We start from the raw sequence: 14,181 nt of genomic DNA, 5'->3' as shown, positions 1-14,181 counted from the left end.
TGTACCGGATGTGCAGGAGCTACGCGACGGAGGCCTGCCGGACGCCTCCTCCGACGCGTCGCACCGAGCGGGTGTCCGCCTCCGGCACCGTGAGAAGGGTGTCCCGACGCACCGTCCCTTGCCGAACGCTGCTGGTCCTGGCGCCCTCTATCTCCACGCGGGCGTCACCAGCCGACCACGCGCGTGCTCGCCGCGCGGTAGCGCGAGACGTCGTCCGCGGTCTCGCTGCGCCAGCGCGCGCGGTCGATCGCGAACCGGAGGCGATGCACGCCGGCCTCGAAGGGCGCATGGTCCCCCGACGGCCCCACCGGGATCACGAGCGCGCGCAGCTCGTCGCCGCTGCCGAGAACCACGACCGGGACGTCGGCGTACGGAGGCGGCCCAGGGAGCGGCGCGGGCGCGAGCAGCGGCCGGTCGCGGTCGTCGAAGAGCCCCAGCTCGTCGGGCCCGAGCGCGGCGTAGCTCTCCGGGATCCTGTCGCCCGGGACCAGCGTCGCCACGCGCGGCGCGCGGCTCGTCTCGCTCGGGTCGACCCGCGGCGGCAGCTCGTACACGTGAAAGGCCAGCCCGCCGCGCGCGCGCTCGGCGCGCACGAGGCGCCGGAGCGCGCGCAGCTCGCTCGGGATCGGCGGGACCAGCAGCGCGTCGTCGGCGAGCTCGATCTGCTCCAGGAAGGTCGCGAACGGCGACGGGCGCGGCCTGCCCCGGATCGACAGCGGCGGCCAGCGCGGCGGCGTCGGGGTCGGCGCCGGCGCGCTCGCGCGGCGGTGCACCGACAGGGTCACGTCGCGGCTGAACGCGAGCGGCTCGGGGCTCTCGACGAGGAGGAGCTCGGTGGCGCCCCCCGCGACCAGCCGCGTGAGCGCGAGCCGCGACGGCCGCTCGCGGAGCGGCACCGAGAGCGCCGCTATCCATCGGCGGAACAGGGCGTCGCGCGCCTCGGCGTCCGCGCCCGCCGCCATCGCCGCGGCGATCGCGCGCGCGTCCTCCGCGAGGAGCGCGGCCGCCGTCGTGGTCGGCGCCCCGGCCACGCCCAGCGGAAGCTCCGGCAGCGCCCCGTCCCAGCTATCGATGTGCGCAGGGAAATCAACGTACCGGCTGGTCCGGAGGTGCGCGCGCCAGACGTCGAGCCCCTGCACCGTGAGCCCGGCGAAGCGCCCGCCACCGCGCGCGCAGAGGCCGATCCGCCCGCCCCGCGCGGCGCCGCGCTCCTCGTCCGGCTGGACCACCACGTCGCCCACCGCGGCGCGCACGCGATCGTCGTACGACGTCACCTCGAGCACGTAGGGGCGCGGCGCGTCGTCCGCGAGCGGACGCGCCGCGAGCTCGCGCACCACGCCGCCGCGCCGCTCGACCAGGCGCAGCCGCCGCGCCCCGCCCCGCTCGTCGATGAGCGCGAAGATCGCCTGCGCCACCGGCGCGCCCAGGACCGCGACCGCGATCCCGGCCTCGCCCCCCTCCGGATCGACGGTCGCGCGCACCTGGACGTGCTCCCAGCCCGCCTCGTCGCCGACCAGCGCGAGCTGCGCCGCGTCGCCGGGCGGGAACGCGGCCGGGCGCAGCGCGCCGTCGTCGACCGTCCAGGCAGCGGCGGCGCCGCTCTCCGCCACGAAGGTGCACGCGGTCGCGTCCTCGGGCTCGAAGCGGCGGCGCTCGATGAACGGCGCGCCCTCCGCGCGCACGCTGACGCGGTACTCCTCGTCGGGCTCCCAGCGCGCGGGCGCACCGGCCGGCGCGCCGAGATCGACCGGCTGGTGCACGAGGAGCTGCGAGGCGTGGATCCGCCGCGGCGCGGTACACGCGCCGGGCCGCGCCATCATGTTCTCCAGGCGGAGCCGGCGCGGGTCGGTCGACGGCGCGCGGCGGATCGGCGCGCTCAGCACCTCGGCGTCGAGGATCCGCGGGCGGCGCGGCGGCGTGATCGGCGACGGCGGCGACGGCGGCGACGGCGGCGACGGCGCGCCGCGGTGCGCGACGATCCAGTCCTCGACCGTCTGCGAGATCCGCTCCAGCCCCGCCGCGCCCCCGACCTTGTCCACGACCAGCACCCAGCGGACGAGCTGCTGGCGCTCCTCCGGATCACCCGGCGCCGGCGCGCGGTCGACGGGGAGGAGCACGTTCAGCCGCTCGTCGAACGCCACCGCGAGCGCCTCGGCGCGGTAGAGGCGATCGGCGGGCGCCGGATAGCGCGACTCGACGTACGGGTCGATCTCCTCGCCGACGAACGAGCACGCGTTCAGGCCGAGCGGACCGCGCGTGCGGAAGTACGCCTTCTGCTCGACGACCGCGTCCTGGTCGCCCGCCGCGGCGTAGCCGAGCACGACGCGGGTGCGGAGCGTGATCTCGTAGTCGGTGTTGGGGAGCCAGCCCAGCCGCCCGGCGCCGTGCACGCGCTCGTCCTGCGCACCGCAGCGGAGCAGGTCGAGGAGGACCTCGTAGGCCTCGCGCAGCGTGCGGTAGCGGAGCGAGATCAGCTCGACGGGCGGCTCCCCGCCGTCGGGCTCGACGTCCCCTTCCTTGCGGAGGAGCAGCGAGGTCATCCCGTCCGGCGCGCTCACCTGGATCGGCGCGGGGGGCGCCACGTCGGAGATCGCGAACTTCAGCGAGGCCACGACCTCGAGGCCGCGGTACGCCTCCACGACCAGCGCCGAGGCGGAGCGGAGCGGCTTCCAGGCCGCGTACACCTCGCAGATCGCCGCCGGCTCGTCGAAGCTCACCGCGGCGATCACCCCGGCGGGGCGCGCGCCCAGGCCGACGGCGGCGACGTTGGCCCCGCCGGGCGCGACCTGGGGCGGCACCACCACGGGCGGGCGCCCCCCGACCCAGCGGAGCGTGCTCGCGCTCTCGCTGAAGCGCTCGATCGCCGGCGTGCGCACGCCCGGCGGCGTGTCGTGGAAGTGGACGATGTGCCACCGCACCGGCCGATCGGCGCGCCGGCAGCAGGGCCAGCCGGGCAGCGTCGCCGCGACGATCTCGTCCGCCTCGGGGTTGCGCGTCGCGAAGGTGTAGGGCGTGTCCGCGTTGACGAGCAGCCGCCGCGGGTCGACGCGCCCCACCCGGTGCACGTCCGGGTCCCAGTCGAAGGTGACGACGGGGCGAAAGCGCGCCTCGAGCTCCTCGGCCGAGAGGCCCCCCAGCGCGTCGACGCGGGTCGTCAACGGATCGAGGAGATCGCGCCAGACGCCGTCGCCGAAGCGGCGGCGGCGGCGCACGCCGATCTCGACGATCTCGTAGCGCGCCTCCAGGTCGTTCGAGCGCTGGGCGCCGCCGGCGGTGCTCGTGGTGCTGGGCAGGGCGGTCGCCCACGCGTCGCACGAGGCGCCCAGGTCGAGCGCGATCACGCTGTCCACGGCGACCGGGCGGAGCGCCGCCAGGTCCGCGTCCGAGGGGCTCGCCGGCGCCGCGTCGCGCAGCGCCCGGAGCGCGTACGTGGGCCCGTCGCCCAGCTCCCCCGCCGGGCGGGTGACGCCGAGCGCCACCGCCTCGCGCGGGCCCGCGGGGCGGTGCGCCGACGCGCTCGCGAGCGGCAGCGACACGACCGGCATCGCCTCGGGGACCGGCGTCCCGTCCTGGCTCTCCCAGCGGAAGGTCAGATCGGGCAGGTACCAGGGGGTCTCGATCCGGAAGACCGTGCTCTTGCGGTGGTAGGTCGGGTCGCCGGGGCCGAGCGCCGCGACGTCGACCTTCACGTGCGCGCCGAAGTTGAAGCAGCCGAACACCTTGCAGCGGATCCCGGCCTCGACGACGAACTGGTGCCCCGACGCCACCCCCTCGTTGCGCCACTGCCCCATCACGACCTGCACGGTCAGGTAGACCTGCAGCTTCCCGAGCGGCCCGAGCTTCCCGCTCCCCTGCAGGGAGAGGCTGAGCGCCCAGACGTTGACGCTCTCGACGGTGGGGTCGAGCGCGTCGGCCTCGTCCACGCGGTGGTGGCAGAACGCGGCCGAGATCCCGAAGCTGACGCGCCCGCCGAACGCGAAGCGGAACTGCAGCCAGGTCGACGGATCGTTGTACTGCCCGATCGCGAGCGTGTCCGGCTTGTTGCCGTAGAAGAAGGTCCCGGTGAGCGCGGCGAGATCGGCAAGGAAGCTGGGCAGATCGTCGCCGAGGAGGTTCTCCAGCCCGAGCGCGATCCCGAGGAGCAGCCCGAGCTTGTCGCGCTGCATGTCCCACTCGAAGACGCCGAACGCGATCGGCTTCCTGGACTTCGCCAGGTAGAGCTCGACGCCGGCGAGCAGCCCCTGCTCGCCGGCGCCCTCGTGGTAGAAGAGGAAGCCGTCGAGCCCCATCGCCCGCGTCGCGGCGAGGTGGATCGTGAGCCCGATCCCGGCCGCGCCGGCGCCCTCGGCGGGCTGCCACGCGGTCAGCTTGCGCGAGAGCGGCACCGCGATGGCGTCGCCGCTCTGCTTGTACCAGCGGAACAGGCGCATGGACTGGCCGTGGCCGTCGGGAGGCGAGAGGCGCGGCGTCAGGTTCGACGTGAACAGCACGCGCACGTTGGCGAGCTCGGTGGCGCCGAGCGGCAGGCGCCCGAACGAGAGCGCGAGCAGCAGGTACGTGAACTCGTCGGCGCCGGTCACGCGCCCGTGGAGGAACTGCCCGCCGAGGTCGAACGCGCGCCCCAGCGCGTCGAAGCGGAACGAGAGCTCGATCCCGATCTCGCGGTGGTGGTTCGCCCCCTGGTCGTACTCGCTCACCATCCCCATGCCGGCCAGCTCGAACTTCCCCTTGCGGGCGAAGAAGCTGATCCCGTCGAGGAGCCACGGCGCCTGGGTGTCGTTGCTCCGCGCGAGCAGCAGCCGCAGCCGGTGCAGGCGCAGGCCGAACCCCTTGCGCCGCGCGTCGTCGGTGGACGCTGTCGTGGCGGGCGCCGCCGGCGCGCCGACCTCGGCGGGCTCGGGGGGCGTGGCCTCGCCGAGCGGCGTGCTGAGCCCCGCCGTCACGAGCAGGTAGAGCGCGCCGTTGTTCTCGGTCACCAGGCCGAGCTCCTCGATGCGCAGGCGGAGCTTGTCGGCGAACACGAAGTCGAGCCCGTCAGGGTCGTACAGGCTGCCGAGCGACGGCTTGCCGAACGCCCAGCCGACGTCGTGGAGCACCTGGAAGCCCGGCTTCCCCGACGCGTCCTGGAGCTCGAAGATCTGCCCCTCGCGGACGGTGTCGATCTGGAAGTCGCCGAGCAGCGCGAGGACGTCGGTCCAGGCGTCGTCGTCGCCGTCGAACACCTTCTTCAGCGACACCCCGAAGCGGAGCGCGCCGAGGCGCACGTGGGCCCCGAGGACGCGCAAGAACGTGACCGGCGCCGGGTTCAGCGCGCCGACGAGGAGCTCGCCGCCGTCGGTGAGCGTGACCTCGCCCTGCAGCGCGCCGGTCGGATCGTCGGGCGAGTCGCTCCACTTCACGTCGAACGCGGCGGGCGACTCGCCGCCGCCCGGGGTCTGGAGCATGAGGCGGAACAGCTTCAGGTACGTCCCGCGCACCTCGATCTCGACCGGCGCGTCGCGGAGATCCCACGCCTCGCCCCCCGCGTCGCCCGCGACGATGCTGCGGCGCAGGTGGAAGCGGCCGTGCGTGGGGATCGGCAGCGGCGGCGCGGTGCGGAACGGCAGCGCGACGTCCTCGAGGGCCAGCTCGACGGGATCCGCCTCGTCGCGGCGCGCGCGGATCCGCTCGACGAGCCCCTTCAGCGGGCCGCGCGTGGCGTCGAGATCGATCGTCCGGATCGTGATCAGCCCGGGGAAGCTCGCGTCCGTGTCAGCGATCGAGATGTCGTGGCGCGCCCACTCGAGCGCGATCTCGGGCCCCTCGCGCCCAGGCTCGACGTGGCGCGGGCGCGGCGTCGGGATGAGCTGCACGTCGTGGAGGCCGCGGCAGGGCAGCCCCGAGAGCTTGCACGCGCCGATCGAGAGCGGCACGACCGTGTCGAACAGGAAGTCGCCGGTCTCGGTCAGGCGCACGTTCACGCGCACGCTGACCCGCGTCGGGCCCGACTCGCTGGCGACGATCTCCAGGCTGTCCGCGTGATCGGGCTCGAACGCGTCGGTGAGCAGCTTGTCCGGGGGATCGCCGACGACGCCAGCGAGCTCCTCCTCGGTGTAGAGCGGCTGGACGAACCCGGGCGGGAGGTGCATCGCCACCGGGAGCCCCTGGATCGCCACCTCCAGCGCGCCCCCGGGCCCGCGGGTCACGAACAGCGTCGCGGGGAGGTTCGCCGTCGCGCGCAGGTGGAACGCGACCTCCGGGAGCTGCGCCATCACGAGCGGCAGCGCGACGGGGGGCGGGGTCACGTGCACGTCGGCCACGAGCCCCACCCTGTCGCCGTCGGCGCCGGGGCGGAGCCCGCGCAGCTCCAGCGCGTCCTGGAGGTGGATCATGAGGTCGCGGTAGAGCGCGTCGCCGCTGCCCCCCTCCAGGACGCCGACGAAGGGGCGCACGAGATCGCGCGGCCAGCGCTCGGCGGCCTCGTCCGGGGTGCTCACGCCGAGGAGCGTGTAGAGTCGGATCCGGCTCATGAGGGCGTCACCTCGGCGGAGAGCGCGTCGCGCCCGTCGAGCGAGAGCGCGCGCAGGCGGTAGCGGAAGACGCCCGGCGCGGGGCGGTGCGCGTGCGCCGCGACGTCGCGCGCGATCCGCCCGGAGACGCGCGACCAGGCGTCGCGATCGGCGGGCGCAGCCTCGAGGATGACCTCGGTCGCGTCGGCCGGAGACGGCCAGGTCCAGGTGAAGAGCAGCTCGGGAGGGCTGGCCGAGACCGAGAGCGCGGGGGCCGCCAGGGCGGCCCGCGGCATCGCGATCGCCCACGCCTCGGGCGCCGACGCGACCCCGTCCCGCGTGACCGAGACGGCCCAGACCCGCGCGCGCTGGCCGTCGACGAGCGCGAGGTCGAGGACCACGCGCCGCGAGGGCGGCGCCCCGGCCACGTCGGGATCGGCCAGGCTCTTCACCTGCGGGGCGAGGATCTCGCCCCCGAGGCGCAGGCGCACCCCCGCGCCCGGCGGCAGGTGCGCCGCGCCGGGGACGCGCAGGAGCTCGGCCTCGTCGCCGGAGGGGGCGCGGCCAGGGGCGACCGGGTCGACGCGCTGGAACAGGAGCAGGTGCGTGATCTCGCCGGGGCCCTCGACGCGCAGGCGCAGGCGCGCGCGCGGGTCGTCCGGCTGCGCCGCCTCGCGCCGCGGCGGCGGGACGCGGGTCGTCGCCGGCACGCGCACCACCCCGCGGAGCGTGCGCCCGTCGGCGGAGAGGCGCCCGGCCGCGTCGGCGAGCCGGACGCGGTAGATCCAGCGCGCGCCGCGGTTCGGCAGGGTCTCGGCGAAGCGCGGCAGCGCGACCTCCGCCTGCGTGACCGGCGTGAACAGGCGCGCGCGGTACGGGTGCGCGGCGGCCAGGAACACGGCGTGACGGTCGGTCAGCGCGCCGACGTCGCGCCCGTCGAGCGCGGCGAGGATCGCGGCGCGATCCGACGCGTTCGGCACCGCCACGTCCACCTCGGCGTCGCCGGGCGCCGGCGGCTCGAGGACGCGCGCGAGCACGCGGCCGTCGCTCGCGCGGTAGGCGCGGAAGACCTCGTCCGCCGAGCAGCGCTCGGGGCGCACGCGCTCGCTCCCCGAGAGCCCGGTGCCGGCGAGGAGCGGGGTCACGTCGAGGACGAGCCGCATCGGCCGATCTCCCGGCTCGGGCGTCACCACCGCCGGCACGTCGGCGAGCGCCGGCGCCTCGACGAGCGCCGGGCGCCCCTGCCAGCGCCCCTCCACCTCGACGGCGGCGATCGCGCTCTCGTTGCCCGGGCGCGCGTCGTCGGGCGCGAGCCGGTCCGGGACGTAGTCCTGCGCGTCGGCGGCGCTCACGCCGACGAGCGCGCGGTCGTGCGGGTGATCCGCGCGGAGGTCCAGGAGGTCGAAGATCGGCGCGGACTCGTACGCGGCGTCCGGGCCGATCGCCCGCACCTCGACGCGCGCGCCCCACGCGGGCGCCGTCGTGCGGTCGGGCGTCAGGTGGACCGGCAGCACGACCGCGCCCGCGCGCGGCACCGGGAAGGCGCCGCCGGGGAGCGGCACCTGGGCGCGCAGGGTGATGGAGAGCGGCGTCCCCGCCGCGCCGCCGTCATGGGCGAGGATCTCGAACGGGTACCCCGCGTCCAGGCGGAGCCGCCGCGCGGCGTTCGCGAGCACCGGCTCGCCGAGCGTGAGGGTCGCCAGGTACAGGCCGCCCGAGCCGGACACCGCGGAGAGCACGCCCGGGATCGCGTCCAGGCGCCGCCGGGTCGCGTACACGCGGAACTCGGTCGCGTCGGGGTCCTCGGCGCGCTGCGCGGCGTGCCACCCCCAGCGGAGCAGGACGGCGCTGCCGTGCGCGCCGAGGAGCGCGCGCTCGTCGTCGGTCAGGTCGGGCGCGCCGGCGACGAGGACGCGCGCGTGCACCCCGGTCGGCGCCGGGAGCGTGAGCGCGTCGGCCTTGGCCTCGTCGGGCCCCGCCGGCAGCGGCGGCGGGCGCCGCTTCTCCAGGCGGAGCTCGCCGGTCTCACACCACGCCGTCCCCGCGCGCCCGACCGCGTCCACGGCGCGCACGCGGTAGCGGTGGCGCGTCCCCGGCTCCGGGCGCGGGCGCCGCACCGGCGCGCCCCCGTCGGGGAAATCGAACACGTCGCGCCAGGCGAGCGTGAGCCCGCCGGGCGCCGGCGACAGGACCTCCGGGAAGGACGCCATCAGGTCGCCGCCGACCGTCATCGGCGGCAGCGCGACCTCGTCGCGGTGCCCGGTCACGTGGTTGTCCTCGTCGAGGAGCGGGGTCCAGGACGGCGCTCCGCCGGCGGGCGTGTGCTCGATCTGGAACAGCGCGGCGTCGATCGGAGGGGGCGGCAGCTCCGCGGGCCATGCCTCGATCCCCTCGGTCGGCGCCGGGATCCAGCGCACCTCGAAGCCGAGCGCGTGGCGCGGCGGCGGCGGCCCGAGCGGCGCGTGGCCGGTCGCGACGCTCTCCGGCTGCTGCAGGTTGGCGAGCCACGCGGCGAGCGGCGCGGCCGGGCGCGGCGTGTCGGCGAGGACGAGCGGGGGCAGCACCACCGCGCGCTCGACGATCGCGGTGGAGCTCTTCGCCGGGAAGCGGAGCGCGCAGAGGAACCCCTCGCCCCCCAGGCGGATCTGGTGCACCGGCGTCGCGAAGGAGAGCGCCGGGCGATCGCCGGCGGGGACGCTCGCCTCGGGCCCCTGCGGCAGCCACGGCGCCCCCGCCGCGTAGGTCAACGAGTGCGCCGCGTGTCCCAGCTCGAGGACGAGCGACGTCACGGCGACGGGCAGATCGATCACCGCGCTCCAGCCGCCGGTCCCGGGCGTCAGCCACCCGGGGTCGCGCCCCGGGGAGAGCGCCACGCCGCGGCGCGTGAGCGCGATCGGATCCGACGGGCGCGGATCGGCCAGCTCGACCAGGCGCGGCTGCGAGAAGCGGACGCGCACGTCGCCGAGCGACAGCTCCGCCGGGAGCTGCGTGGTCGCGGGGGCGGTGTGGAACCCGACCACGCGGTCCGTGAGGTCGGCCTCCGGCCAGCCGCCGCTCACGCGGTACTGGTAGACCTGGCCCGGCACGAGCGCGGGGTCCGCGTCGAAGTACGCGAAGCCGAGCACCCGGCGCCAGCGCGGGTGCGCGATCACGGCGCGGAGCGGATCGAGCGCGACCAGCTCGTCGTGGCGCAGCTCGGGGTCGTCGCGGAGGAGCAGCGTCAGATCGACCGGGCGCGGCGGCCCGGCGGCGGTGACGACCTTGCGCAGGATCCCGGTCAGGTGCTCGAGCTCCCCGCGATCCAGGGCCTCGCCGGGGAGGAGCCGGCGCTTCGCCTCGTCGTACTCGTCATCGGCGCTGGTCAGCCTCGGGTCGAGCTCGCGCAGCGGGAGCTGCAGGCGCGCGATCGTCGCGGCGTCGCGCCAGTCGTCCTCCCTGGCCGGCGGCACGCAGACCCCGAGCGCGGTGAGCCCGCGCGCGTGGACCACGACCGTGTCGATCCCCGCCGCGACGAGCTCGTGGGCCGTGTTGCCGGCGACGAGCCGCCCGCCGGCGATCACCTTGCCGTCGCGCAGGGCGACCGCGAGGCTCGCCGTCGCCTGGACGGGGACGCGCACCCCGTCGCTCGGCCGGTCGAGCTCGATCGTGATCACCTCCCAGGGGATCGTGCCGACGGCGCTCGCGGCGGCGGGCGTGCCGGCGGCGAGCGTGCCGGCGGCGAGCGTGCCGGCGGCGGCGCGCGCCCCGGCGGCCCCGCCGGCGGCGCGCGCCCCGGCGGCGGCGACGAGCGGCGCCGGCGCGGCCCCGACGCGGTCGGTCAGCACGCCGAGGCGGATCCGCAGCTCGCGGCGCGCGCGCAGCGCGGCGAGCTGGTCGGCGGTCAGCGAGACGCAGTCCCAGCGGGGGCGCGGGGCCGCCTGGCGGCGCTGGATCGTCCACCCGGCGGGGGAGTACAGCCAGGCATGGGGGCCGCTCCAGAGCAGGTGCACGCCGACGATCGGCGGCTCGACCTGGGGGATCGCGCGCGCGAACAGGCTCACGGGACCGGCCCCTCCGTGGGTGCGGGATCGGTCCCCGTCGTCGGGTCGATCACGAGGTTCCAGGCGGTGCGGTGGAAGAACGAGAGGAACCCCGCCGGCACGCCCTCGAGGAGCAGCGCGAGCGCGCCGATCAGCGTCATCGGCCAGAGCTGCGTGTCGGGGAGCGACAGGAAGGGGCGGATGTCCGTGCTCTCGAGCGGCGCGAAGCGCGACCCGCCGAGGTGCGGCCGGCGGAAGAGCTCGAACCCCGCGATCGCGTCGCCGAGCAGCGCCCCGCCCTGCGCCGGCGGGATCCCCAGGTGCTCGGCCCAGAGCGCGGTGCGGAGCGCGCGCGCCGGGTTGTCGGGCGCGCCGCGCAGCTCCTCGGGGATCGCGAAGACGTTGATCTCGCCGTCGTGGAAGAAGCCGCGGCGGTTCAGGTTGGTCGAGCCGATCGAGACGAAGACGTCGTCGATCATCATGCACTTGGCGTGGACGTAGATCCCGGCGGGCTGCGAGAAGGTGACCGCGGCCCCCGCGCGGTGCGCGCGCGGGTGTGCGCCCCAGCGGCCGCTCGCCGAGATCCCGCCGCGATCCACGACGACGCGCGCCGCCGGCTCCCCCTCGTGGACGACCGGGCGGGTGACGCTGCGCGCGAGCATCAGCTCGCCATCGACCCAGAGCCACGACGGCGCGCCGATCGCGCGCGCGGGCGGGCCCACGTACAGCTCGGTCGCCCCGGGCGCGAGATCGCCCACCAGCCACGCGCGCCCGCGGCTCGCGAAGCGGTCGGCCCGGCGCAGGCGCGGGCGCCGCTGCGGGTAGCCGACGATCATCCGGTCGCCCCAGACCTCGCGCAGGCGCGCGAAGACGTGCCGCCGGCGCAGGTCGCCGAACGGCTGGTCTCCCTCGCCGGGCACGACGATCAGCAGGCGGCGGCAGCGGTCGGCCCCGCCGGCGGCGCGCAGCGCGTCGACGAAGACATCGTCGGGGGTGAAGTACTGGTCCTCGATGTAGATGTGGTCGCGCGCCTGGCCGATCGCGGCGAGGAGCGTGTCGTAGGTGCCGCGATCGCCGCCGGGCGCGAACTGCAGCGCGGGCGTGCTGCGCGGGTAGGTGCGCCCGATGCGCGCGATGTGGCGCGCGCCTGTGTGCTGGGGCATCGCCGCGGCGACGGGCGCGGGGAGCTCGGCCTCCAGCGCGGCGGGGTCGATCCCCGCGTCGCGCGCCCAGCGCTCGTAGAACGCCCGGAAGGCGTCGGCGACGACGGGCCCGCTGAAGCGGGCGTGGACGTCGTGGTACGGCCCGCCGATCTGGTGCCCCGGGGAATCGAGGCGGTTGCGGTTGACGTCGATCCCGCCCAGGAACCCGACGAACTCGTCGCCGCGCGCGTCGGCGCGCCGCCGGACGAGCTGCATCTTGTTGTGGTACACGCCGAACTGATCCGCGTCGTCCTCGAGCCCGAACAGCGGGCTGTCGCCGTACCGCGGCGCGAGCGGGTTGTCGGCGAGCCGCGCCGGGTTGCTCGACCAGACCGCGGTGCCCGGCGCGAGCGCGTTCAGATCGTCGACGGTGGCGCGCGCTGTCTCTAGCATCCCCACGAGCGCGTCCTCGAGCCACCCCAGCTCGGCGGCGGCCAGCCCGAGCACGCCGGCGACCGCCGGCAGCGCGAACCAGGCGAAGACGACCCAGTCGTCGGTCTCGGCGGTCGGCGCCGAGAAGTTGAACACCTCCGCGGCGAGCTTGATCAGGAGCTCGGTCACCAGCGTCGCGTGGCCGAGCGCGATGAGCAGGAGCGCCGCGGCCGCGCGCGAGCCCGAGAGCTCCGGGTCGCGCAGGTTGAGGAACCGGTTCGCGAGCACGAGGACCGCCCCGTCGCGCGCGAGGATGTCCTCCGCGAGCTCGACGACATCGGTCCGTGCGCCGCCGGGGAGGAGCTGGAAGCGGTTGAAGGTCCACCCCGTGAGGTGGGCGCGGAAGCGGGCGCCGGGCGGATCCGCGGGCGTGCGGACGCACGCGCGCAGGTCCTCGACGAGCGCCTGGAACGCGGCCATCCCGTCGACGAGGGGGATCACGAGGCTGTTCGCGTGGTAACGCTCGACCGCGTGCCCGGGCGGGACGGGCGGGTACCAGCGCGCGAGGTCGAGCACCTCCAGGGTCGCGCGCGGCTCGGCGAGCGCCGGCACCCGCAGGAACGCGCCCGGCGGGCTGCTCACGCGCGTGCCGACCAGCGCCTGCACCGGCAGCGACGACCCGGTGAGCGCGTCGCCTGCCCAGCGCACCGCGACGTGGTGCCCGGGCGGCGGCGCGAACAGCGAGCCGACGGGCGAGGCGGCGGCGGCTGGCTCGAGATCGCCGTCGGCGCCTGCGTTGACCGACGCGGTCGCCACGGCGACGCCGTCCGGGTCACGCCGCAGCTCCAGGTCGAACCCGGCCGCGGCGCCGAGCGGGCCGCCGTCGTGGCGCACGGCGACGAAGCGCCGCGCCGGGCCGCCGAGCGTCGCGAGCTGCGCGCGCCACGCCGCCGCGGCCGCGCCGTCGCCCGCCGCCTCGAGCGCGTCGGCGATCAGCCCGAAGGCGGTGACCGGCGGCAGCGCGGTCCCGTCCTGGAACAGGACGCCGACGGAGAACACGGCCCCCGGGGTGAGCTCCACGATCGGCGCGCCGCGGAGCAGCAGCGCGTCGTCGAGCGGCTCGGCCGGCGGGAGCGCGGCGGCGACGGCGGCGAACGGCGCGACGTAGAAGGTCGGCACGCCGCGCGTCCCGAGGCGGCGCAAGGTCTCCTCGAACAGCGGCGGCGCGCCCGGGGTGTGATCCAGGAACGGGAGCGGCGACAGCTCGAGCAGCTCGACGCCGCCGCCGGGGAGCGGCGCCGCCGGATCGAGCGCCACGCGCCGCACCGCCGCGCGCACCGGCGAGGTGACCGTGTGCGCGAGCTCTCCTGCGCGCAGGCGGACCTGCAGCAGCGTCACGCGCCGGGCGGCGTGGCGCGCCACGCCCGGGCGGGTGATGACGACGGGATCCGGCGCCGGCACCGGCTGTGGCGGGTCCGGCAGCGTGATCGTCGCTTCGAGCACACGCTCGAGGTGCACCGGATCGAAGAGCGGATCGAAGCTCGCCATGCACCGCGCCCCCCTTGGACGCGCGTTGACCGAAGGCCGCATGGTACGGGCCGCCGCGCCGGGGTGGCAATGACGAAGCGGCCGGGCGAGGCGAGCGACGACGGGCTGATCCAGGTATCGAGTATCCACGCCGCGCCGCGGTGAACCATTCGCGAGCTTGCGACAGTTCAGCAGGATGAACATTTCCAATAAACCGGTCCCATCACCCGGTGTCCATCCAAACACTAAATCGTCCATCTAAACACTAAATAACAATACCTTAACATCGCATCCTTGAGACGCGATCGTCGGGTGAACAGGCCTCGCGTACCGCTGCGGCACGGCTCTCTTACGCATCGTCAGGGCACGGCTGCATCCGTCGATTGGCGGGCTAGACAAGCCCTCTCCTTCGTGTCATGACCATGCGCCCATGGCTTGAGCGTTCCCCGTACCCCACGACCCTCTCGGGCTCGCAGCGGAGCGAGCCCGGAGCCCGGCGGATCGTCTCGACCGTTTGCGCCCCCCTGAGTCTCCCGCGAAGCCTCCGATTCGCTGCGGGCGACACGCATCGCT

3 protein-coding genes are annotated in these 14,181 nt (G+C 76.0%); all 3 read right to left on the bottom strand.

Annotation, left to right across the window (positions count from 1 at the left end; genetic code table 11):
• Window positions 1-164 precede the first annotated feature (164 nt).
• Genes WME85_RS19585 through WME85_RS19575 form a run of 3 tightly spaced genes read right to left on the bottom strand, consistent with a single transcriptional unit; the run spans window position 165 to window position 13,629 of the window.
• Window positions 165-6,509, bottom strand: a complete 6,345-nt coding sequence (locus WME85_RS19585; RefSeq protein ID WP_437840162.1) for a hypothetical protein — start codon at window positions 6,507-6,509, stop codon at window positions 165-167.
• Entirely contained in the window at window positions 6,506-10,528 is a 4,023-nt protein-coding gene (locus WME85_RS19580; RefSeq protein WP_437840161.1) for a hypothetical protein, read from the bottom strand. Before WME85_RS19580 ends, WME85_RS19585 begins: the two co-directional genes overlap by 4 nt.
• The gene (locus tag WME85_RS19575) at window positions 10,525-13,629 is read right to left on the bottom strand and encodes a phospholipase D-like domain-containing protein (protein ID WP_437840159.1); all 3,105 of its coding nucleotides are present in this window, start codon (window positions 13,627-13,629) and stop codon (window positions 10,525-10,527) included. The genes WME85_RS19580 and WME85_RS19575 overlap by 4 nt, the downstream gene beginning before the upstream one ends.
• Between the last annotated feature and the right edge of the window lie 552 nt (window positions 13,630-14,181).

The sequence above is a fragment of the Sorangium sp. So ce1153 genome (assembly GCF_051521595.1).
In the GTDB taxonomy this organism is placed as follows: Bacteria; Myxococcota_A; Polyangia; order Polyangiales; family Polyangiaceae; genus Sorangium.
Note: the sequence above shows the minus strand (reverse complement) of the source record. Positions and strands in the feature narration are given on the sequence as shown.

What these genes read in the sequence shown, in the direction of transcription:
- WME85_RS19585 (WP_437840162.1), bottom strand. Translation starts at nt 6,509, where the DNA reads ATGAGCCGGATCCGACTCTACACGCTCCTCGGCGTGAGCACCCCGGAC.
- WME85_RS19575 (WP_437840159.1), bottom strand. Translation starts at nt 13,629, where the DNA reads ATGGCGAGCTTCGATCCGCTCTTCGATCCGGTGCACCTCGAGCGTGTG.